The following is a 22,575-nucleotide window of genomic DNA, read 5'->3' as shown; positions in this document are numbered from 1 at the left end:
ATAAAATGAATATTGTAAAAAATTTGGTAAAATGTTAATATATTTATGCATAAATGAATTCAAACTTATTCTAAAATTGCACTTATGAATAGTTAGGAGGGATTGCATGAATAAAAAAGAGATGATTGCCATGCTTTTAGCAGGTGGACAAGGAAGTAGGTTAGGCATTCTAACTAAGCAGATTGCTAAACCTGCTGTAATGTTCGGTGGAAAATATAGAATTATAGACTTTCCACTAAGCAACTGTATTAATTCAGGTATTGATACAGTTGGAGTACTTACGCAGTATGAACCACTTCTTCTTACAAGGCATATAGGTATTGGTATACCTTGGGACTTAGATAGAAGAAATGGTGGGGTAACAGTTTTACCACCATTCGTAAAAGGAAATGAAGGATCTTGGTATTCAGGAACAGCCAATGCTATATATCATAATATTCGATATATAGATGAATATAACCCAGAATATATTTTGGTTCTTTCAGGAGACCATGTTTATAAAATGGATTATAGCGCAATGCTTGAAGAACATAAGAAAAATAATGCGGATGCTACAATTGCAGTTATTGAAGTTCCAATGGATATTGCAAATCAGTTTGGTATTATGAACACAAATGAAGAAGGAAGAATCGTCGAGTTTGAAGAAAAGCCAGCAAAGCCAAAGAGTAATTTAGCATCTATGGGTATTTACATCTTCACATGGGATGTACTTAAAAAGGCTTTAATTAAAGATAATACTATTCATGAAGCAAGCGATTTTGGTAAACATATTATTCCAGATATGATTAACAGTGAAAAGAATGTATATGCATATAAATTCAATGATTACTGGCGTGATATCGGAACAATTGAAGCTTACTGGAAAGCGAATATGGAGCTTACAGAAACAGTACCTGTATTTAATTTATATGATGAGTTTTGGAAAATTTATACTAACATTGAGCATCAATTACCACAGTACATTGGTGAAGGTGCCAAGGTAAGTCAATCCCTTATATCAGAGGGGTGTGAGGTCTATGGGGAAGTACATAATTCAGTATTAGGACCAAGAGTGATTATTGAAGAAGGTGCAGTTGTAAAGAATTCAATTATTATGGCTGAAACTGTAATTCGAAAAGGTGCACAACTTGACACATGTATCGTATCTGAGAAATCAGAGATTGGTGAAAACACTGAGATTGGTGTAGGAGAAAATGTGCCACATATTACTAAAGCACGCATTTATTCAAGTGGTATTACAGTTATTGGCGATAATACAGTTGTACCTGCTAATATTATAATTGGCAAAAACTGTGAAGTAGGTGGACATACACTTGAAGAACATTACTTAGATGGAGTATTAGAAAGTGGACATTCATTAATTGTGTAAGGGGGGAATGAAATGAGAGCTATAGGTATTGTATTAGCAGGTGGAAAAAGAACAACACTTGGTGTACTTACAAAACAAAGAAATGTAGCGGCTATGCCAATTGGTGGGTCATACCGTTCTATTGACTTTGCGCTTAGTAATTTAAGTAACTCAGGTATTAAAAAAGTAGCAGTTATTTCCCAATATAGTGCAAGATCACTTGCTGACCATATTGGATCATCTAAATGGTGGGATTTCGGAAGAAAAAAGACAGGTCTTTTCCTATTTACACCTAATATGTCTAGTCAAGACGCTTTTGGCTTTAGAGGGACAGCTGATAGTATCTTCCAAAATATTGAGTTCCTTAAAAAGAGTAATGAACCATATGTCGTCATCACATCCGGCGAAGAGATATATAAAATTGATTATGAGAAGGTAATTAAATATCACGAACAAAAAGGTTCTGATATAACTATTATATGTAAGGATATGAAAACTTACGAAGTGCAAGATTATGGTGTCATTGGATTAGATGAAAATGACAGAATGATAGAGTTTGAAGAAAAACCATTAGATCCTCAATATACAACTGTATCACTAGGTGAATATGTAATCGGTAGAGAGCTTCTTATTAGATTACTCGAGGAACTAGAAGCAGATGGACGATATAGCATTGTTAATGATATCGTTATGCGTTATCGTAAAAAATTAAAAATTAATGGTTATCGCTATGAAGGATATTGGAGAAGAATTAGAGATATTCCAGAGTTTTATCATCTCAATATGGATTTCTTAACACCAGAAGTACGTGGATTATTTTTTAATGAATATCCATATATTTCAACTAAAGCTAAAGATGAACCACCGGCTAAATTTAATGCACAATCAAGCATTTCTAATAGTATTATTAGTGGTGGAGATATTATTAATGGAAAAGTTGAGAGTTCTGTGCTCTTTAGAAGAGTATTCATTGGTGAAGGTTCTGTTGTAAAGAACTCGATTATTATGGAAGGTGCAACAATTGGTAAAGGCTGTATTATTGAAAATGCAATATTAGATAAGCAAGTATTTGTGTCAGATGGTCAAAAAGTAATCGGTACGAAAGATAAGATTATTTTGCTTGAAAAGAGAAATATTGTATAAAATGCATAAAAAAAAGACGAAAAAAAAAATTATTTATAGTTAAATAAAATAAATGACTTATGGAATTATGAACCAAAAGAAAAAAATATTGACTATTTATTGAAAATAACTTATAATTCAAATAATAATAGATATATAAATAGGATAGCCGACAAAAGGCGCTAGATAAAAACAGGGAGGATTTGCTCATGGAAATTACAGATATCAGAGTAAGAAAAATTAATAAAGATGGAAAAATGAAAGCAGTTGTATCAGTAACATTTGATAATGAATTCGTTGTTCATGATATCAAAGTTATTGAAGGAGATAAAGGACGTTTCATTGCTATGCCAAGTCGTAAAACACTTGATGGGGAATTTAGAGACATAGCTCATCCTATTAATTCAGAAACAAGAGATCGTATTCAAAATCAAGTACTTGAAAAATATGAAATGATTTTACTTTCTGATGAGGTTGCTATTGCAGATGAAAATGATTTAGATATTCAAGAATAATTGAAAAGCAAAAGATGTTGTACTCATTTACAGCATCTTTTTTATGTAATATTATAATTAAAAATAAGTGTATGAGGATGATTATATAAGTATTGCATAAATTATAATAAGGTGAGAAAATACAAAAGGAATACAAACGTGAAAGGAAGAGTAAAATGAGAACAAAAGCATTAATACTTGCTGCTGGTCAGGGGACACGTATGAAATCAAATGAACTTAAAGTTCTTCATACTGTATTTGGTAAAGCACTTGTAGAATATCCTATTGAAGCAGCAAAATATGTAGGTGTGGAGGAAGTATGTATTATTATTGGGCATAAAGCAGAAAATATTAAAGCTAAGCTTGGTGAAGATATGACATATGTACTTCAAAAAGAACAATTAGGAACAGGGCATGCGGTGATGCAAGCTAAAGAATTCATTGAAGATGCAGATGAAGTCCTTGTTTTATGTGGGGATACACCACTTATTACAGGGGAAACTTTAGAAAAAATGTTAGCATTCCATAGAAGTGAAAACAATGCATTAACAGTATTATCAGCAATTATGGACAATCCAACAGGATACGGGCGTATTGTAAGAGATGAAAATGGCCATTTATTAAAAATCGTTGAACAAAAAGATGCCAATGAAGAAGAAAAACAAATTCAAGAAATCAATGGCGGAATGTATGTATTTAACGGTAAGTTATTGAATGAAGCTTTATCAAAAATTACAAATGATAATGTACAAAATGAATATTACCTTACAGATACAATAGAGATTTTACGCAATGAAGGTTATCTTGTAGATGCTGTAGCAACAGAAGAAAGAGACGATATTACAGGTGTAAACTCTAGAACCCAACTTGCAGCAGTAACAGAAATAATGAAACAACGTATTAATACAAAACATATGGCAAATGGGGTAACACTTGTTGACCCTAATAACACATATATTTGCCCAGAAGTTGTAATTGGTAAAGATACAATTATCGAACCAGGTTGCATGTTAGAAGGCAAAACAGTTATTGGTGAAGGATGCCGTATTGGTTATAATTCAAAACTTAAAAATACAGAACTTAAAGATAATGTAGAGGTAGAAATTAGTGTGATTTTAGATAGTTTCGTAGATGAAGGCACACATGTAGGGCCATTTGCTTATATTAGGCCAAATTCACATATTGGTAAAAATATTAAAGTTGGAGATTTCGTAGAAATCAAAAATGCTAATATTGGGGATGGTACAAAAATTTCTCATCTTACTTATGTTGGAGATGCAGATGTAGGATCTAATGTTAACTTTGGATGTGGTACTGTAGTTGTAAATTATGATGGTCAAAAGAAATATCGTACTTCAATTGGAGATAATGCATTTATTGGATGTAATACAAACCTCGTATCGCCAGTAACAGTAGAAGACAATGCTTATACTGCAGCAGGTTCAACAATAACTGCCACAGTTCCTAAAAATAGTTTAGCAATAGCACGTGCAAAACAAGAAAATAAACTAGAATGGGTTACAAAAAAATGCAAAAAATAGATTAAAACATGGTATATTGTTACGAAAATAAATTGTACGCTTTGCATTTTGTATACAATCGTGGTATAATATTTGTGGAAAACATGGTCGTTATATTGAAGGAGGACTAACTCAAATGATTAGAAATTACACTGATATTAAAGTGTTTACTTGCAACGCGCATCCAGTACTTGCCCAAGAAATTGCTCAAAAATTAGATGTTACTCTTGGTAAATCAGAAGTTATGAAATTTAGTGATGGTGAAATTAGCGTTAAAATTGATGAAAAGGTACGTGGTACAGATGTTTATATCATTCAACCAACATCAACACCAGCTAATGAACACCTTATGGAATTATTAATTATGATTGATGCTATGAAACGTGCTTCAGCAGGACGTATCACAGCAGTACTCCCATACTATGGTTATGCAAGACAAGATAGAAAAACTAGAGCCAGAGATCCAATTAGCTCAAAATTAGTAGCAGATATTCTTCAAACTGCTGGTGCAGATAGAGTACTTACAATGGACTTACACTGTGCACAAATTCAAGGATTCTTCAACATCCCAGTAGATCACTTAGTAGGAATGCCACTTTTAACAAAATACTATGCAGACAAATTAGGTGAACACGTAGATGATGTTGTAGCTGTATCGCCAGACCTCGGTAGTGTAGGAAGAGTTAGATCTTTTGCAACTAAATTAGATATACCTCTTGCTATTATTGATAAGAGAAGACCAAAAGCTAATGTATCTGAAATTATGAATATCATTGGTGATGTTTCTGGTAAGCGTGTAATTTTAGTAGATGATATGATTGACACAGCAGGAACAATTTGTAATGCAGCAAATGCGCTTAAAGAAAGAGGAGCAACAGCAGTGTATGCTTGTTGTACACATGGAGTTCTCTCTGGTCCAGCGATGGAAAGAATCGAATCTTCAGCTATTGAAGAACTTGTAATTCTTAATACAATCGCTATTCCAGAAGAAAAGAAAATTAGCAAGATCAAAGAGATTTCAGTAGCACCTATCTTTGCTGATGCTATTAGACGTATTCACGAAGATTTATCAGTATCTAAATTATTTGATTAGTAGAGTTTAAAATCACCGTGTGGGGTGATTTTTTTGTTTTAATGAGGTTTATTGTGGGAAGACTTTTAGTGGAAGGAAATAATTACGAGGCATAGACAGAGAAAGAATATCTCATACTGAAAGTAGAAAATATAAAGTTTTAAAATAGCTATAAGTAAATCTATAAATTGGTAAATAGCATAAAATCGTGTTATGATAAAGAGAAAGAAAATTTGCAAATACAAAAATTTGGAGGAACATATGAAGTTAATAGTAGGACTTGGTAATCCGGGTATGCAGTATGTGGCAACTCGTCACAATATTGGATTTGAGGTTATAGATAGCCTTGCAGAAACGTATGATATACAAGTTAATAAAAATAAATATAAAGCCCTTATTGGAGAAGGTAGAATAGGTGGCGAACGTGTTATTTTAATGAAGCCTCAAACATTTATGAATTTAAGTGGTGAGGCTATTCGTGCATGTATGGATTTTCAAAAGTTAAGCAATGAAGATGTAATTGTTATTTATGATGATATTTCATTAGATGTAGGACAAATTCGAATTCGCGCTAATGGTAGTGCCGGTGGACATAATGGAATTAAGAGTGTCATTGCATATATGAATACACAAGAATTTCCTAGAATTAAAGTAGGGGTAGGACAAAAACCACCAGGGTGGGATCTTGCAAATTATGTGTTAGGGAGATTTTCAGAAGATGATATGAAAATTATAGGGCCTAAACTTAATGATGTTGTAAAGGCTGTAGAATGCATGGTAACAGCGGATATTAATAAGGCTATGAATGTATATAACAAAAAATAAGTTGGTGATAAATTGTGGCATATAAATACAAGGGGCTCGTAGAGCCTTTAAAAGAACTTTCGGGTATGGAAGAAGTGTTGAAGTTACTTCAAAGTAATAAGATGGCTAATGTAAAAGTTACAAATATGGTAGATGCATGTAAAGGACATTTTATTTATGGATTAAGTGAATTTACAAATCTTCCAACTGTAGTTATTACTTATGATGAGGTAAGTACAAAACGAATATTTGAAGATTTAGCAGCACTTAAAGGTGAAGAAAAAGTATATACTTATCCTTCAAGAGATATTCTTTTTTATAATGCAGATGTGCATAGTATGGATATTACATCTGCGCGTATTCGTGTAATTGAAGCACTTAATAATAAAGAAGATATTACTTTAATTATTCCAGTACAATCATTACTAAATCCACTTTCTCCAAAAGCAACCTGGCAGTCTTATTGTAAATGTATAAGGGTGGGGGAAGTTATTAATGTTGCAGCGCTTCAAAGCAACTTAGTACAAATAGGGTATGAAAGAGTAGGCAGCGTAGAAAGTATCGGCCAATTTGCTGTAAGAGGTGGCATTATTGATATTTATCCACCAACTATGGATGAACCTTATCGCATAGAGTTATGGATGATGAGATAGATTCTATTCGTAGCTTCAATGTGCAGACACAACGTTCTATAGAAAAGGTAGAAGAGTTTTTAATTGTACCAAATCAAGAAATCGTTTTTGCAACGTCTTTATTAAGAGATGCTGTACCAGCTATTAGAGAAGATCTTCAAAATGTTGTAAAAAAACTTCGAGAAGAAGGTAAGAAAGATAGTGTAGATAAAATTAAGGAGCAAGTTGAAGAAGCTATTGAGCAAATTGAAAATGATATTAGCCCTAAAGGTTTAGAAGTATATGTTCCTTATACCGATTTGGAAATGGTATCTATCCTAGATTATTTACCAAAGAATACACTTGTTTTCATTGATGAACCTATTAAAGCAAAAGATAAAAGTGAGCGTACTTTGTTTGAATATCGTGAGAGTATGAAAGATCGTTTAGATTACGGACATATTTTACCAAGGCAAATAGAACTTATTTTTGAATATAAAGCCATTGATAAGCGTTTAGAACAACTAAAAAAGGTATATTTACTGAAGTTTGAAGCAAGTGAAAAAGACTTTCCAGTAGATTTTAATATGCCTTTAGATGTTTATGAGCATAGTAATGTCTATCGTAACGTGGATATACTAGAGGAAGATTTGAAGAAATGGAAAGATGATAGGGAAAGGGTTATGATTTTATGCGGTATGCGTGCTAAGATGCAACGCTTAAGCGACGTGTTAGAAGAACGTGGACTTAGCGTAAGTCAAACAGAAAATTCTGAGGAACAAGTATTACCAGGACAAATTCTTCTTTATAAAGGGGCCCTTGAAAAAGGATTTTATTATAAAGATTTAAATTGGCATATTGTAGCAGATAAGGATTTGTTCGGACAAGATAAGAAGCCTAAAAAACTGAAAAAGAAATATAGTGGTGCTAAAATACAAAGTTTCTTAGAATTGATACCTGGAGATTATGTAGTACATGAAATGCATGGCATTGGTGTGTTTAAGGGCATTGAACAGATTGTTTTTGAAGGAATTAGCCGTGATAATTTAAAAATTGAATATGCGGATAATAACATTCTCTATGTGAACATTAATCAAATGGATATGGTGCAGAAGTATGTAGGAGCAGAGGGAAAAGCGCCTAAGCTTAGTAAATTAGATGGTTCTGAGTGGCGAAAGTCTAAAGCAAAAGTTAAAAGTGCTATTAAAGATATTGCCAAAGATCTCATTAAACTTTATAGTCAAAGACAATATAGCCGTGGCTTCAAATATGATCCGGATAATGTGTGGCAGAGAGAGTTTGAAGAAATGTTTCCATATGAAGAGACAGATGATCAATTAGAAGCTATTGAAGATGTTAAAAAGGATATGGAAAGTGACCGTATTATGGACCGTTTAATTTGTGGAGATGTTGGATATGGGAAAACGGAAGTTGCTATACGTGCTGCTTTCAAAGCGGTGCAAAGTAATAAACAAGTAGCCTATTTGGTGCCGACAACCATTTTAGCTCAGCAGCATCATAAACGTTTTGCTGAGCGTATGGCGGATTATCCTATTAATGTAGAGCTTTTATCTAGATTTCGTACAGCTAAACAGGTTAAACAAACTATTGAAGGACTTGCAAGTGGAAGAGTAGATATCGTTGTAGGTACCCATAGGTTACTTTCTAAAGATGTTAAGTTTAAGGACTTAGGACTTGTAATCATTGATGAAGAACAACGTTTCGGTGTAACGCATAAAGAAAGACTTAAACAAATGCGCACACAAGTGGATGTTATGAATTTAACGGCTACACCTATTCCAAGGACACTTCATATGAGTCTGATTGGTATACGAGAAATGAGTGTCTTGGAAGAAGCACCTCTTGAAAGAAAACCTGTTCAAACTTATGTTATTGAATATAGTGAGGACTTTATTAAAGATGCAATTAATAGGGAACTTGGACGAGGTGGTCAAGTTTATTATCTTCATAATAAAGTTAAAAATATTGAAGAAGAAGCTATGAAGCTCCAAAGACTTATTCCTCATGCGAGAATAGCATTTGCACATGGTCAGATGAGTGAACGCGAGCTAGAGAAGATTATGGTATCATTCATTGAACAGGAAATTGATGTTTTAGTATGTACAACAATTATTGAAACTGGTCTAGATATTCCTAATGCGAATACAATCATTATGAATGATGCAGACCGTATGGGACTTAGTCAGCTTTATCAGCTCCGCGGACGTGTAGGACGATCTAATAAGATGGGATATGCATATTTAATGTATCAAAAGAACAAGGTTCTTAAAGAAATTGCTGAAAAGAGACTTCAAGCAATTAAGCAGTTTACAGAATTGGGCGCAGGATTTAAAATCGCTATGCGTGACCTTGAAATACGTGGTGCAGGAAACCTTTTAGGTGCTCAGCAACATGGACATATGGAAAGCATCGGATATGACTTGTATTGTAAGATGCTTGGTGAAGCTGTAAATGAAGAAAAAGGTGAAATTACTGAAGAAGAGTTTGAGACAACTATTGAGATTAAGATTAATGCCTATATTCCAAATAGCTATATACCAGATGAAGTACAAAAACTTGATATTTATAAGAAAATTGCTTCTATCCAAACGGAAAATGAATATATGGATGTTATAGAGGAAATAGAAGACCGCTATGGAAATATTCCACAATCAGTTTATAATCTATTAGACATTGCTATGATTAAAGCGATGGCTCATGATATATATATGACACTTGTATCGGAAAATCAAAAAATTGTTACTTTTAAATTTAAAGAGAATACGAGTTTAAATACAGAGTTTATTCCTGAAATTGTAGGTGCTTATTGTGGTAACATGAAGTTTGTCTCAGGCAAAGAAGCTATGATTAAAATACTTGTACAAGATGTGCCTAAGAAAGAGTTATTGGCTTATATTAAGAATGTGTTACGTGAGTTTAAAAAATTGAAGAGTGACAATTAATAAGCTATAATAAGAAGTAAATAGAAATAATATATTTATATAACCAACTTATATAAAGCTATAACAAAAGCTTAAGGAGAGAGATGCAAGTGAAGGGCAAAAAGACAATATTAGCTTATATATTAATAATTGTTATGACAGCTATGGGTGTAACGGGCTGTATGAAGTCAGAACAAACTGTAGCGATTATAAATGGTGAAAAAATTTCTGAACCTGTATATAGAATTTGTTTATGGATTACACAAAGATATTTTGAAAGTGTAACAACAAATATATGGGAAATGGACAGTGTAGAAGGGAGAACACCTGAAGAATATGCAAAGGACAAAGCACTTAATTCGTTAAAACTTTCAGTAGTAGCTAAGCAAAAAGCAGATGAATTGGGTGTAAAACTCACAAAAGCTGATAAAAAACAAATTAAAGATTCTGCAAAAGGCTACATGAAAGATAATGAATCATTTGTAAAAGTCTTTAAGATTAGGCAAAAAGACTTTGAGCAATTTTTAAGTTATAGTGCAGTATTTGATGAAGTGATTCGAAGACTTGGTGAAAACTATATACCAAATGAAGATGAACTTAATAAAGCTGTTAAAGAGATTAAAGCTCAAAAAGAAACGGTGACAATAGAACACATTCTTATTTCTAATCGTAATGAACAAGATGAATTATTACCGAGTGATAAGAATGAATCTGCTAGAAGAGAGTCTGAAACAGTATTAGCTAAAGCACTTGTAGGGGATGAGAGTACGTTTAAAGATCTTATTACAAGTTATTCCGAAGATGAAGCAGTAAGTGATAATCAAGGAAGTTATACAATACTTAGAGGTCAAGTAGATGAAGCAATAGAAAATGTGGCATTTGAAAAAGGTACAGTAAATGAAGTGTATCCTCAAGTTATAGAGACTGCCAACGGTTATGAAATTATAAGAATTGTAGAAAGAAACTTTTTAGATGATACTGTGGCAGAAGAAGAAGCACTTAATCAAATACGTACACAATTTGCAACTAATGAATTAAATGAAATTAGTGAAACACTGAAAATTGAAAAGTTACCAGCATATGATAATGTTAATATAATGAAATAATAATGGGGGCAGAGACTTGAATAAAATAAGGTTACAGATGATAAATTTGTAGCCTTATTTTTGTATAAATAATTGTAAAAAACTAACTAGATATGCATATTTTTGTAAATTATGTAGCATAATACATATAAACGAAGATATGAAATATATATTTTTTTAGACATTAAGGAGGTTGTTTTGTTTGAAAGCAACAGGCATCGTTAGACGAATAGACGACTTAGGACGTGTAGTTATTCCAAAAGAGATAAGAAGAACGTTGCGCATTAGAGAAGGCGACCCGCTAGAAATTTTTACTGATAATGAAGGGCAGGTTATACTTAAAAAGTATTCACCTGTAGGCGAACTAAGTTCGTTTGTAAAAGAATATGCGGATGCTTTAGCACAAGCTACAGGGCATATTACATGTATTGCTGATAAAGATCAAGTTATAGCTGTTGCCGGAGGCTCCAAAAAAGAATTTTTAGATAAAAGTATTAGTAGTAATTTAGAAAAGGTGATTGAAAGTCGTGCGATATTTAAAGCATCTAAGGATGATGCTAAATTCGTTCCTATTTTATCTGAAGGTAATACAGATGTCTATCAATCAGAAGTGATTTCTCCTATTATATGTGAAGGAGATGCCATTGGTGCAGTTATTTTCCTATCTTCAAATAAAGATGAGATGGGAGAAGTTGAAGAAAAACTAGCTTATTCCGCATCAGGATTCATTGGAAAACAAATGGAACAATAGAAATAAAGGCCAATAACTTTTGAAGTTACTGGCTTTTTCTATGAAATTTAAGTAGAATTAAGATGTTTAAAAGTGCAATGCGTGAAGATATGGTAAAATGTTAAATAGAGTTTAGAAATCTATAACAGCCATATGGAAATATAATATATTAAGGAGTAGATTATGGAAAAGAAATATACTTATGAGGAATTTCTAGAAATTATAGCTCAGTTAAGAAGTGAAAATGGATGCCCTTGGGATAAAGAGCAAACGCATGAAAGCCTTAAAGCCTGTTTATTAGAAGAAAGTTATGAGTTAGTAGATGCAATTCAAAATAAGGATATTACTAATATGCGTGAAGAGCTAGGAGATGTTTTACTGCAGGTTGTAATGCATGCACAGATAGCAAAAGAAGCTAATGAATTTACTATGGAGGATGTAGTAAATGATATAGCAAGTAAAATGGTATATCGTCATCCACATGTATTTGGTGAAATGAAGGATGTAAATACTGCAGAAGATGTACTTGTGAACTGGGAAAAATTAAAACAAGAAGAAAAAAATGAAGAAACACCCCTTGAAGCAATGGAGAGAGTTGCGAAAGCATTACCAGCTCTTACAAGGGGCCAAAAGGTTTACAGAAAGGCTAAGAAATCTAAGCTTATAAATGAGGATGTTTTAGGCACTATTTCAGCGATGAGAAAGAGGCTTGAAACCCTTGAAAATACCCTACAAACAACAGAAAATGTGCAATTTGATGAAGAAATAGGAAATTTACTGCTTGACATAGTAAAATTATCCACTTTTTTTAACATAAATGCGGAATTTGCCTTGACAAAGTCAGTGGAAAAGTTTATAAATAGATTTAGATATATTGAAAACTAAGGTTTTGCGCAAGGAAAACAGGTTTTAAATTGGTTTTATAGAAACCGTTTAGAGCGGACGTGGAGCATTGAGCAAGACTAGTCTTCAATACATATATCCATGTGAAATGCATGAATAGAGGAGGAAGAAATAATGAACAAATCTGAATTAGTAGCAGCTATGGCTGTAAAAGCAGAATTAAGCAAAAAAGATGCAGAGAAAGCTCTTAAAGCATTCGAAGATGTTGTTATGGAAGAACTTAAAGCTGGGGGAAAAATTCAATTAGTAGGTTTCGGTACATTCGAAGTTACAGAACGTAAACCACGTGTTGGTAGAAATCCAAAAACAAATGAAGAAATGCCAATCCCAGGTGGAAAAGCTCCTAAATTTAAAGCTGGTAAACAACTTAAAGACATCGTTCGTGGCTAATTAAGAGTTTGATGTTTATATAAGTAAGAGATATGTTGTAGATTATATTTACAATATATCTCTTCTTTTTTGCCCACAAGTCTGACCATCTTTTCAACAACCTTTATATTCCTTTTTGATTTGAATCACATATTTATAAATTGGCGATGGGTATACTAAGTCTATAAACAATATGAAAAGAGAGGACAAATAATTAGAGAGGGTATTTAATATGATAGCGAAACAATTTATAGATATAAAATCACCGTTAACAGATGAAGTAATAGGTAAAGTTCCTGCAATGAGTAGAGAAGACGTGGATGAGATTATTCAGAGGGCAAAGAATGGCTTTAAAATATGGCGTGATAAACCACTTCATGAGAGAGTGGAGTATTTATATAAAGTAGCTGAGTTGTTATTAGAACATGAAGTGGAACTTACAAGTTTACTGATTAAAGAAGTTGGTAAAGATCAAAAGAGTGCAAAGTCAGAAGTAGTCAGAACAGCAGATCTTATTAAATTTACAGCAGATACAGCTAAAAACATGCATGGGCAAAATATAAATGCAGATAGTTTCCCGGGTGGAAATAAAGGGAAGTTTGCGATTATTAAACATGTACCTATAGGTGTAGTATTAGCCGTTTCACCATTTAACTATCCTGTGAATTTAGCAGCATCTAAAATAGCGCCTGCATTAGTGAGTGGCAATGCGGTTGTTTTCAAACCGGCTACACAAGGAAGTTTATCAGGGAGCTTTTTGGCTAAATTATTTATTGAAGTAGGACTTCCAGAAGGTGTATTAGGGATTGTAACGGGTAAGGGAAGTCAAATTGGAGATTATATTGTAACACACTGTGATATTAACTTTATCAATTTTACTGGAAGTACAGAAGTTGGTAATCATATTGCAAAAGAAGCAAAGATGGTGCCGCTTCTTATGGAGCTTGGCGGAAAAGATGCAGCTGTTGTTTTAGAAGATGCAGATTTAGATTTAACTGCAAGTCATATTGTAGGTGGAGCATTTGCATATTCAGGACAAAGATGTACAGCTATTAAACGTGTTATTGTTGTAAATGAAGTAGCAGATGCCTTGGCAGAAAAAATAAAAGAACAAATGAAGAAACTTAAAGTAGGAAATCCTGTGGAGATAGAGGGTACATTAGATGTAGTACCTCTTATTAATGAAGGATCGGCTGATTTTGTAGAAGGACTTATTGAAGAAGCGAAAATAAAAGGTGCTAAATTACTTTGTGGTGGAGAAAGAAAAGGTAATTTAATTACACCAACATTGTTTGATTATGTTACAACTGATATGCGCCTTGCGTGGGAAGAACCTTTTGGTCCTGTACTCCCGATTATTCGTGTGAATTCAGAAGAAGAAGCTATTCAAATTACAAATGCTTCGGAATATGGTCTGCAAGCTTCAGTATTTACAACAAATATGCATAGAGCTTTTGAAGTGGCAGATAAATTAGAAGTAGGAACTGTGCAAATTAACAATAAAACAGAACGAGGCCCAGACCATCTACCATTTTTAGGTGTAAAAAGTTCTGGTATAGGTGTACAAGGAATCTCGTATTCAATAGAGGCTATGACTCGTATTAAATCTACGGTTATTAATTTATAGATTTTAAAAAGTTGTTTATGGAACATCCATAAGCAGCTTTTTATTATGTCTTAATTTAATTAGGGTATAAGAGGGGTAACTTTCATTGGTAGCTAGTGATACTTCAGCTAGGAAGAAAACTTATTATAATATACTCAATAAGAAAAAGAGATTTAAGTGTAATAAGGAGAAGGTAATGAAGGTAAAGGGTTGTAGTAATTGTCAAAGAAAACTTTGTGCAAGCAAGGTATCTATATTTGAGAATTTAGATTGTGAGGAATTTGAAAAAATTGTAAATAAGATAAAGCATTATTTGTTCAATAAAGGTGAAATGATTTTTAATAAGGAAGATGTTTCAGATGCACTTTGTTTTGTAAATACGGGTAAGATTAAGTTATATAAATATACGAGAGATGGTAAAGAACAAATATTATATGTGCTATCAGAGGGAGAATTTTTTTGAGAGTTAGAACTTTTACGTAGTTCTACATATAAATTTAATGCTAAAGCAATTGAAAAAACAAATATATGTGTTCTTAAAAAGCGTGAAATAAAAGATATTATTATGCAAAATCCGGAGATTGGGATTAAGCTACTAGAAAATGTAAGTGCACGTTTAGCCTCAGTTGAATCACTAGTACAAAACTTAGCTACTAATGATGTGGATTCTAGGATGGCTTATTTACTTATGGATTTAGGTGAAAAGTATGGGAACATAAAAGAAGGAAAAGTTATAATTAAATTACCTATTTCTAGAGAAGAAATGACTAATTATATAGGAATAACCCGTGAGACAATTAGTAGAAAGCTAAAGAAGTTTGAAGAAGAGGGACTTATAGAAATCGTTGGGACTAAAACGATTATTATTTTAGATTAAGAAGGAATAGAAGCATATGTATAAAATACATTAAATGTTTTTATAAAAATGATATAATTTGATTCAAATCACATTCTTTAAAATGCGTTGCAGATATAATTAACTTATCAAAAACGCAAAACATAAATAGGAGTGATTAGAAATGAAGATTGTTTATTATAGTACATCAGGAAATACAGAAGTAATGGCACAGTTAATGAAAGATGGAATTGAAGCAGCAGGCAAACAAGCAGAGCTTATAGTGGCAGCAGATGCAAATGCAGATGAGATTGCAAATGAAGAAGTGATTATTTTAGGATGTTCAGCATACGGCGCAGAACAATTAGATGAAGAATATATGGAACCATTAGTAAATGCATTAAGTGATAAAGTAAATGGTAAAAAAGTAGCTTTATTTGGTTCATATAGCTGGGGTGAAGGTGAATGGATGAAAGAATGGGAAGAACGTATGAAATCATATGGTGCACAACTAGTGGGAGATGGATTGATTATTCAAGAAACACCAGAAGATGATGAAGCAGTAGAAGCTTGCAAAGTTTTTGGCAAAATGCTGGCGAATTTATAATAACTAAATCGGCTATAATTGATATTATTTAGAAAAAAAGGTATACTAAATAAGTAGGAAAAAATCTACACATAAAGTGTAGATTTTTCTTTATATATAAGTTTATATAAATAAAATGATGCGTAAAGACAAAATAAGTATTTATAGAATCTATAGGAAGATATAGATTTTTATAAGGTACTATTAATATTTAAGGAGGTTCATATGCGTATTGATAAATATTTAAAATTAAGTCGTATTATTAAAAGAAGAACAATTGCGCAAGAAGCTTGTGATGCAGGACGTGTTATGATTAATAACAAAGTAGCTAAAGCAAGTACTGATGTAAAAATTGGTGATGTGATTGAGATTAGATTTGGTGAACAAACTACTAAATATGAGGTAGTACAAATCAAAGAGCATGTTAAGAAAGAAGAAACAGCTGACTTGTACCGTATTGTGTAATAAAACAATTTTACCTTCATATAAATAGATAATAGGTAATTAGCTATTGTATGAAAGGGTGAAATGAAATGGAAGATAAAATGTCTAAGAAGCATGTTATAAATATGATTGATAGACAAAGACTTTCTATAAGTGGTGTAAGTGATGTGTTCTCATTTGATGAAAATATAATAGAGTTAGAAACAAGTAGAGGTTATGTAGATATCAAAGGAAATGGTTTGCATATTGTAAAAATGACTTTGGATGATGGTGAATTGATTGTTGAAGGGACAATAGATGATCTAGTGTATCATGATAGTCAAGGTTCTGGAAAGAAGAAAGGTTCCATCATGTCAAAACTATTTAAGTAAGATGGTGATGATGGATGAATGAAATTGTAAGTAGCCAAGCTTTATTGTTTATAACCTCTATTGAAATAGGTATCATTTTGGGAATGCTTTTTGATATCATAAGAGTTACACGAAAGATTGTAAAAATCCCTGATTTACTGGTACAAATAGAAGATGTGTTGTATTGGATTGTAAGCGGTCTGGTTGGTTTTTATATATTGTATATTACTAATTATGCTGCCATTAGGCATTTATATTTGTGGGTATGATATTAGGTGCAGTATTTTACTTCGCCACATTTAGTATAGTATTTATGAAAGCTGCAACAGCCGTAATTAACTATGTAAAGGCTTTGCTAAAAAGGCTCTGGCAGCTTTTTTAATCCCTGTAAGATGGTGTGTTAAGACAGTTAAACGACCTATACGATATATAAATAATCAAATTGAACTTAAAAAAGAAAAACAATATTTTTTTGTATCATAAAAAGAAACGTATTAAATATCAACAAGAAGCAGATAAGCGTACACAAAAATTAGTAGATGCTAAATTTAAAAAGATTAATCTAGAAGAAAAACAAAAAGAAAGAGCAGCTGAGAAACTTAAACGAGAAACAGAAAAACAAGAAAAGGCAATTAAAAAACTTGATGCAGCTAATAAAAATAAAACAGCTAAATAGGTTATATAAAATACTGTAAATAATCCATTTACAAAATACTGTGAATTTACTAAGATGTAAGTAGGAAAAATAATACAAAAGCAGGGATGTATATGAAACAAAAGAAGCTTGTTAAAAAGATTACATTTGGTATTACAATCTGTTGTTTAACAGGATTAATGATTAGTACATATCAGATTAATAAGTTGACTAGAAAGATAGAAGTTGATATTACAAATAATAGAGCAGAATTAGAAAAACAAAAAAATAAACTTACAGAGCTTAAACAAGAAGTAAAAGAAATGGAGTCGACTGAATATATAGAACGTGTAGCTAGAGAACAATTAGGAATGGTGGATTCTGATACAATTATTATTAGAGCAAAACCGTAGCCTTGACAAATAGAAAAATAGATTTATACTGAGTTTATAAATAGTGCGGGGTGGAGCAGTTGGCAGCTCGTCGGGCTCATAACCCGAAGGTCATAGGTTCAAGTCCTATCTCCGCTATGTAAAGCAGTATCACGACAGATTGTGATGCTGCTTTTTTTATGAGCAGAAAAAATGCTATGTACTTTTGGTTTAATAAAAGTTTATAAAAAGATAAAAAAGTGTTGAATATATACTAGAAGGCAATATATGATTAAAGAGAATAGACAATAAGGAGTGATAAGATGTTAGAAATGGAACAGCTACAAGTGTCGCTAATGCCATACAAAACAAAATTAATAGAAATGGGGAACTCTCTTTGACATCGATAAGTGTAAAAAGCGAATAGAAGAGCTGGAAGCATTATCTATGCAAACTGAGTTTTGGAATGATATAGACCGTGCACAACAAACTTTGCAGCAGCTTAAAGGTTATAAAGATACAACAGAAAAGTATGATAAGCTTTGTGCTAATTATGAGGATGTACTTGTACTCATTGAAATGGCTAATGAAGAAGATGATCAAGAATTAGCAGGCGAAGCAGTGGAAAGTGCAAAACAATTTGAAGAAGATTATAATGAAATGCTTATTGCTACACTATTAGATGGTGAGTATGATAAAAATAATGCAATCTTAGAACTTCATCCAGGAGCTGGCGGAACAGAGGCTTGTGATTGGGTAGCAATGCTGCTTCGTATGTACACAAGATGGGCAGAGAGCCGTGGCTTCAAGGTGGAAGTACTAGATTATTTAGATGGAGATGAAGCTGGTGTAAAATCAGTTACTTTACAAATCAGTGGTGAAAATGCATATGGTTATTTAAAATCAGAAAAAGGTATTCATCGTCTTGTACGTATTTCTCCATTTGATTCTTCAGGCAGAAGACACACATCTTTTGCATCTTGTGATGTAATGCCAGAAATTACAGATGAAATTGAAGTAGAAGTACGTATGGAAGATTTACGTATTGATACTTATCGTTCAACAGGAGCTGGTGGACAGCACGTCAATACAACGGATTCAGCTGTACGTATTACACATATACCAACAGGAATCGTTGTACAATGTCAAAATGAACGTTCTCAGATTCAAAACAGAGAAAAAGCAATGCAAATGTTAAAGGCTAAACTTCATGAAAAAGAAGAGCAAGAACGCATGGATACATTAGATGGAATTCGTGGAGAAAAGAAAGATATTGCATGGGGAAGTCAAATTAGATCTTATGTATTCCATCCATATAATATGGTGAAAGATCATAGGACAAGCGAAGAAACTGGTAATACAGGAGCCGTGATGGATGGAAATATTGATAAATTTATGAATGCATATTTAGCTTGGATTCACCAAAAAGATTAATTAGATATAGGGGGCTGTTTTATGACTACGAAGCAAATTGTAGTATTTCAATTACAAGGGCAAAAATTTGGTATAGATATTATGAGTGTATTAGAAATCCTAAATTATAGTACAATTAGAACGGTGCCAGAAGTGCCGTCTTACATTCAAGGTATTATTAATGTAAGAGGAACTGTTTATCCAATTGTAAACTTATGTACAAGATTAGGACTTGAAGCATTTAAAGATGAGAGTAGTTGTCAGTTTATATTGCTTAATTTAGAAGATGTTAGAGTAGGTTTTATGGTAGATAAAGTCTTAGAAATACTTACAATAGAAACGAAGGACGTAGAACAAGGACCACAAATTACTGAAGTAGATAAAGTAAGTTGTGTAAATGGCATTATAAAAGAACAAGAGCATATTATTTTACTTTTAGATATAGATATTCTTATTTCAGAAAGTAAGCAAATTGTATTAAAGTAAATATATAATCAATGCAAGAAGAGGTGGTTAAACACCTCTTTTTTATAAAACATATTATGAGTAAAGAGGAGATACTTATATGAAAAAAATAATTGTAGCAACTCAAAATCAAGGCAAGGTAAAAGAAATCAAAGCAGTACTAGGAGATTTACCAGTAGAAGTATATACAATGGGCGAAGTAGGATTAGACATGGAAATCGAAGAAAATGGAACAACATTTGAAGCAAATGCTATTATTAAGGCAGAAGCTTTAAAGCAGCACACAGATGCTATAGTTATAGCAGATGATTCAGGACTTGAAATTGACTATTTAAATAAAGAACCAGGTGTATATTCAGCAAGATATTTAGGGAAAGATACACCATATACAGAGAAAAACCAAATCATCTTAGATCGTTTAAAAGATGTTAAAAGAGAAGAACGTACAGCAAGATTCGTATGTGCAATTGCGATGGCTATGAAGGGAAAAGAAACACAAACAGCGGTAGAAACAATTGAAGGTTATATTGGATATAAAGCTCAAGGAACAAATGGTTTTGGATATGACCCTATATTCTTCGTACCAGGACTTGAACGTTCAACTGCTGAACTTACAATGGAAGAAAAAAATAAAATTAGCCACCGCGCAAAAGCACTTCGCACTATGAAAGAAAAGATTAAAGATATGTTAGATTAATTTTAGGGTACGCAATAAAGGAGTTAGTGAATGAAAGTATTAGTAATAAGTGACACACATAGAAATATTAGTAATGTGGAAGAAGTATTAGAACAAGTGATTCCAAGAGGTGTAACGACTATTTTACATTGTGGAGACAATATTGATGATGCAAGAAGACTTCAAAAATTATATCCAGAGCTTACTATACATGCAGTGTATGGCAATTGTGATGGGTTAGGATATGGAGATGACTATACAAAAATTGTGGAAGTAGGAGGCGTACCTATATTTATGACACACGGTCATCGCTATGATGTAAAGTGGGGAGATTATGAAAATCTTATGTTAGACGCCCAGGCTTATGAAGCAAAAGCGGCAGTATGTGGTCATTCTCACTGCGCCCATGTAGAAAAGCATGGGAGTTTTATTGTGTTAAATCCAGGAAGTATGAGTGAACCAAGAGATGGTTTTGGATATTCATATGCTATTTTAGACATAGAAAATAAAAAAATAACAAATATTGCAATTATGCAAATGGATCGAAACCATTGTATATCAATGCATCCGGCGTGTAGAAATGTTTTTTATAAAAAAGTTAAAAAAAGTGTTGACGTATGCAAAGGTCTTAGATATAATATGTTTTGTCAGTGAGCGAGACACGCCAAGAGCGAAACGCTTGTTGATAAAACATATGAGATATGCGGGTGTAGTTCAATGGTAGAACTTCAGCCTTCCAAGCTGACTACGTGGGTTCGATTCCCATCACCGCTCTGTGTATCCATAGCTCAGCTGGATAGAGCAACGCCCTTCTAAGGCGTGGGTCCGGGGTTCGAATCCCTGTGGATACGGTATATGGTGGGTATAGCTCAGTTGGTAGTAGCACTGGATTGTGGTTCCAGGTGTCGTGGGTTCGAGCCCCATTACCCACCTTGGGTTATGAATTTCATAACTGTTAATGTAGGGTTATCGCCAAGCGGTAAGGCACAGGATTTTGATTCCTGCATTCGAAGGTTCAAATCCTTCTAGCCCTGCTTGAGTTAGGTTTTTACCTAACCATGGGTCACTAGCTCAGTCGGTAGAGCACTTGACTTTTAATCAAGTTGTCCGGGGTTCGATTCCCCGGTGGCTCATTACTTGACAATCAAGTCACAATGTGATAAGATGTTAAAGTAGTTAATTAATATGCGGGCGTGGCGGAATTGGCAGACGCACTAGACTTAGGATCTAGCGCCGCGAGGTGTAAGGGTTCGACTCCCTTCGCCCGCATGTGATATAATAAAAGTATAAAGTGATATGCGGGTGTAGTTCAATGGTAGAACTTCAGCCTTCCAAGCTGACTACGTGGGTTCGATTCCCATCACCCGCTCTGTGTATCCATAGCTCAGCTGGATAGAGCAACGCCCTTCTAAGGCGTGGGTCCGGGGTTCGAATCCCTGTGGATACGGTATATAGGGTTATCGCCAAGCGGTAAGGCACAGGATTTTGATTCCTGCATTCGAAGGTTCGAATCCTTCTAGCCCTGTATTTTGAAAGTTGTAGAATTTGATCTACAGCTTTTTATTATTTTGCAGATTAATAAATATAATATAAGAAGAGGTGCTGTAATAGAAATTTTTTGCAGCACCTCTTTGCTTTAATAAAGTGATTTGAGTTTTATGGCTTACCGTGTAAAGCAAGCTGATTATTTTTGTAACGTGCATCAAAAGTAATGTCTTCACCAAACCAATTTGGGGCAGTAAAAATATTAGCGGCTTCTTCACTATTAAATTCAACTTCAACAGTAAGCAAACCTTCTAAAAAACCGTGATATAAGTCTAATTCGGCCGTTAGATTATTGGTAAGTGGTATATAATATCTTGTTTTTTCTATAGCAGTACCTTCAACTTTGTTTAATAATGACAGATATTCTTCGTGACTAATAGGCATTTCAAATTCATTACGTATAAGATGTCCAGCAGATTTGACAGTTAAGAAGAAATCTTCATTCATTTGACGTAATCTTATAACTGGTTTAGTGCTTATATAAGCTTGTGTCAGTTTTTTATAGGTATAAAGAGAAAGATCAGGTAAGTTTTTGACTAAGTATTTGCGTTCTATTTCCATATAAATGCTCCTTTATGCGTGATAAATATAGTATATAGCATAAAAAGTAATGATAAAAGAAATATATTGTATTAGAATAGTATAGGAAA

General features: G+C 33.1%; 25 protein-coding genes, 10 tRNA genes and 1 pseudogene. 35 read left to right on the top strand and 1 reads right to left on the bottom strand.

Annotated elements, in window-relative coordinates; all coding sequences use genetic code 11:
• Nucleotides 1–106: 106 nt before the first annotated feature.
• From JCM14822_RS01670 to JCM14822_RS01510, 35 genes and pseudogenes are all read left to right on the top strand, one after another.
• Nucleotides 107–1,369, top strand: coding sequence for a glucose-1-phosphate adenylyltransferase (locus JCM14822_RS01670; protein ID WP_054739056.1), 1,263 nt, complete (start codon nt 107–109; stop codon nt 1,367–1,369).
• A 12-nt stretch (nt 1,370–1,381) separates the two neighbouring features.
• Nucleotides 1,382–2,491, top strand: coding sequence for a glucose-1-phosphate adenylyltransferase subunit GlgD (glgD, locus tag JCM14822_RS01665; RefSeq protein ID WP_054739054.1), 1,110 nt, complete (start codon nt 1,382–1,384; stop codon nt 2,489–2,491).
• A gap of 188 nt (nt 2,492–2,679) precedes the next feature.
• A complete protein-coding gene (gene spoVG / locus JCM14822_RS01660) occupies nt 2,680–2,985 on the top strand; it encodes a septation regulator SpoVG (RefSeq protein WP_054739052.1) in 306 nt (101 codons plus the stop codon).
• Between the two features lie 155 nt (nt 2,986–3,140).
• Complete coding sequence (gene glmU / locus JCM14822_RS01655) at nt 3,141–4,505, top strand: bifunctional UDP-N-acetylglucosamine diphosphorylase/glucosamine-1-phosphate N-acetyltransferase GlmU (protein WP_054739049.1); 1,365 nt, start codon at nt 3,141–3,143, stop codon at nt 4,503–4,505.
• Nucleotides 4,506–4,620: 115 nt separating this feature from the next.
• Nucleotides 4,621–5,577, top strand: a complete 957-nt coding sequence (locus JCM14822_RS01650; protein ID WP_054739048.1) for a ribose-phosphate diphosphokinase — start codon at nt 4,621–4,623, stop codon at nt 5,575–5,577.
• Nucleotides 5,578–5,817: 240 nt separating this feature from the next.
• Nucleotides 5,818–6,381 (top strand): aminoacyl-tRNA hydrolase, encoded by a 564-nt coding sequence (pth, locus tag JCM14822_RS01645; RefSeq protein WP_054739045.1) that lies wholly within the window; start codon nt 5,818–5,820, stop codon nt 6,379–6,381.
• Between the two features lie 65 nt (nt 6,382–6,446).
• A pseudogene (locus JCM14822_RS21420) lies at nt 6,447–7,033 on the top strand (transcription-repair coupling factor); the annotation flags it as partial.
• Nucleotides 7,034–9,934: a transcription-repair coupling factor gene (gene mfd, locus JCM14822_RS01640; RefSeq protein WP_408606169.1), complete on the top strand. Its 2,901-nt coding sequence runs from the start codon at nt 7,034–7,036 to the stop codon at nt 9,932–9,934.
• Nucleotides 9,935–10,023: 89 nt separating this feature from the next.
• Nucleotides 10,024–11,019 (top strand): peptidylprolyl isomerase, encoded by a 996-nt coding sequence (locus JCM14822_RS01635; RefSeq protein WP_172674747.1) that lies wholly within the window; start codon nt 10,024–10,026, stop codon nt 11,017–11,019.
• A gap of 181 nt (nt 11,020–11,200) precedes the next feature.
• Nucleotides 11,201–11,749 carry a stage V sporulation protein T gene (gene spoVT, locus JCM14822_RS01630; RefSeq protein ID WP_054739042.1) on the top strand — a complete coding sequence of 183 codons (549 nt, stop codon included), beginning with the start codon at nt 11,201–11,203 and terminating at the stop codon, nt 11,747–11,749.
• Nucleotides 11,750–11,911: 162 nt separating this feature from the next.
• The gene (mazG, locus tag JCM14822_RS01625; RefSeq protein ID WP_083461211.1) at nt 11,912–12,613 is read left to right on the top strand and encodes a nucleoside triphosphate pyrophosphohydrolase; all 702 of its coding nucleotides are present in this window, start codon (nt 11,912–11,914) and stop codon (nt 12,611–12,613) included.
• 132 nt (nt 12,614–12,745) lie between these two features.
• Nucleotides 12,746–13,021: an HU family DNA-binding protein gene (locus tag JCM14822_RS01620; RefSeq protein ID WP_054739041.1), complete on the top strand. Its 276-nt coding sequence runs from the start codon at nt 12,746–12,748 to the stop codon at nt 13,019–13,021.
• Between the two features lie 211 nt (nt 13,022–13,232).
• Entirely contained in the window at nt 13,233–14,627 is a 1,395-nt protein-coding gene (locus JCM14822_RS01615) for an NADP-dependent glyceraldehyde-3-phosphate dehydrogenase (RefSeq protein ID WP_054739039.1), read from the top strand.
• A 175-nt stretch (nt 14,628–14,802) separates the two neighbouring features.
• Nucleotides 14,803–15,069 carry a cyclic nucleotide-binding domain-containing protein gene (locus JCM14822_RS23430; RefSeq protein ID WP_330377228.1) on the top strand — a complete coding sequence of 89 codons (267 nt, stop codon included), beginning with the start codon at nt 14,803–14,805 and terminating at the stop codon, nt 15,067–15,069.
• Between the two features lie 102 nt (nt 15,070–15,171).
• Entirely contained in the window at nt 15,172–15,483 is a 312-nt protein-coding gene (locus JCM14822_RS23425; protein WP_330377227.1) for a Crp/Fnr family transcriptional regulator, read from the top strand.
• A 142-nt stretch (nt 15,484–15,625) separates the two neighbouring features.
• Nucleotides 15,626–16,048 carry a flavodoxin gene (locus JCM14822_RS01605; protein WP_054739036.1) on the top strand — a complete coding sequence of 141 codons (423 nt, stop codon included), beginning with the start codon at nt 15,626–15,628 and terminating at the stop codon, nt 16,046–16,048.
• A gap of 204 nt (nt 16,049–16,252) precedes the next feature.
• Nucleotides 16,253–16,492 carry an RNA-binding S4 domain-containing protein gene (locus tag JCM14822_RS01600; protein ID WP_054739035.1) on the top strand — a complete coding sequence of 80 codons (240 nt, stop codon included), beginning with the start codon at nt 16,253–16,255 and terminating at the stop codon, nt 16,490–16,492.
• 80 nt (nt 16,493–16,572) lie between these two features.
• On the top strand, nt 16,573–16,842 hold the full coding sequence (gene yabP, locus JCM14822_RS01595) for a sporulation protein YabP (RefSeq protein ID WP_242861362.1): 270 nt from the start codon (nt 16,573–16,575) through the stop codon (nt 16,840–16,842).
• Nucleotides 16,843–16,856: 14 nt separating this feature from the next.
• Entirely contained in the window at nt 16,857–17,090 is a 234-nt protein-coding gene (yabQ, locus tag JCM14822_RS01590; RefSeq protein WP_054739030.1) for a spore cortex biosynthesis protein YabQ, read from the top strand.
• Nucleotides 17,091–17,293: 203 nt separating this feature from the next.
• On the top strand, nt 17,294–17,497 hold the full coding sequence (locus tag JCM14822_RS01585; protein WP_054739028.1) for a hypothetical protein: 204 nt from the start codon (nt 17,294–17,296) through the stop codon (nt 17,495–17,497).
• A 92-nt stretch (nt 17,498–17,589) separates the two neighbouring features.
• Nucleotides 17,590–17,868, top strand: coding sequence for an FtsB family cell division protein (locus JCM14822_RS01580; protein ID WP_054739027.1), 279 nt, complete (start codon nt 17,590–17,592; stop codon nt 17,866–17,868).
• A gap of 44 nt (nt 17,869–17,912) precedes the next feature.
• Nucleotides 17,913–17,985, top strand: a tRNA-Met gene (locus JCM14822_RS01575).
• A 164-nt stretch (nt 17,986–18,149) separates the two neighbouring features.
• Nucleotides 18,150–19,260, top strand: a protein-coding gene (prfB, locus tag JCM14822_RS01570; RefSeq protein ID WP_177326918.1) for a peptide chain release factor 2 whose coding sequence is annotated in 2 segments (ribosomal slippage) — nt 18,150–18,224 and nt 18,226–19,260 — 1,110 coding nt in all. Because the reading frame shifts where the segments join, the coding sequence is not laid out codon by codon here.
• 21 nt (nt 19,261–19,281) lie between these two features.
• Complete coding sequence (locus tag JCM14822_RS01565) at nt 19,282–19,725, top strand: chemotaxis protein CheW (RefSeq protein WP_054739022.1); 444 nt, start codon at nt 19,282–19,284, stop codon at nt 19,723–19,725.
• Nucleotides 19,726–19,804: 79 nt separating this feature from the next.
• A complete protein-coding gene (locus JCM14822_RS01560; RefSeq protein WP_054739020.1) occupies nt 19,805–20,401 on the top strand; it encodes an XTP/dITP diphosphatase in 597 nt (198 codons plus the stop codon).
• Between the two features lie 30 nt (nt 20,402–20,431).
• A complete protein-coding gene (locus JCM14822_RS01555; protein ID WP_054739019.1) occupies nt 20,432–21,034 on the top strand; it encodes a metallophosphoesterase family protein in 603 nt (200 codons plus the stop codon).
• A gap of 49 nt (nt 21,035–21,083) precedes the next feature.
• Nucleotides 21,084–21,153 (top strand) — tRNA-Gly (locus JCM14822_RS01550).
• A gap of 4 nt (nt 21,154–21,157) precedes the next feature.
• Nucleotides 21,158–21,231: transfer RNA gene (locus JCM14822_RS01545), tRNA-Arg, on the top strand.
• Between the two features lie 7 nt (nt 21,232–21,238).
• A tRNA-His gene (locus JCM14822_RS01540) sits at nt 21,239–21,312 on the top strand.
• 30 nt (nt 21,313–21,342) lie between these two features.
• Nucleotides 21,343–21,414, top strand: a tRNA-Gln gene (locus JCM14822_RS01535).
• A gap of 26 nt (nt 21,415–21,440) precedes the next feature.
• Nucleotides 21,441–21,513, top strand: a tRNA-Lys gene (locus tag JCM14822_RS01530).
• A gap of 54 nt (nt 21,514–21,567) precedes the next feature.
• Nucleotides 21,568–21,649 (top strand) — tRNA-Leu (locus JCM14822_RS01525).
• Between the two features lie 29 nt (nt 21,650–21,678).
• Nucleotides 21,679–21,749 (top strand) — tRNA-Gly (locus tag JCM14822_RS01520).
• A 4-nt stretch (nt 21,750–21,753) separates the two neighbouring features.
• Nucleotides 21,754–21,827: transfer RNA gene (locus tag JCM14822_RS01515), tRNA-Arg, on the top strand.
• A 6-nt stretch (nt 21,828–21,833) separates the two neighbouring features.
• Nucleotides 21,834–21,905, top strand: a tRNA-Gln gene (locus JCM14822_RS01510).
• Nucleotides 21,906–22,036: 131 nt separating this feature from the next.
• Here JCM14822_RS01510 and JCM14822_RS01505 read toward each other — a convergent pair.
• Nucleotides 22,037–22,486 (bottom strand): CYTH domain-containing protein, encoded by a 450-nt coding sequence (locus JCM14822_RS01505; protein WP_054739017.1) that lies wholly within the window; start codon nt 22,484–22,486, stop codon nt 22,037–22,039.
• Between the last annotated feature and the right edge of the window lie 89 nt (nt 22,487–22,575).

Origin of the sequence: Cellulosilyticum ruminicola JCM 14822, from assembly GCF_001311925.1 — a bacterium.
Taxonomy (GTDB): Bacteria; Bacillota; Clostridia; order Lachnospirales; family Cellulosilyticaceae; genus Cellulosilyticum; species Cellulosilyticum ruminicola.
This window is presented reverse-complemented; position numbering and strand designations above follow the sequence as displayed.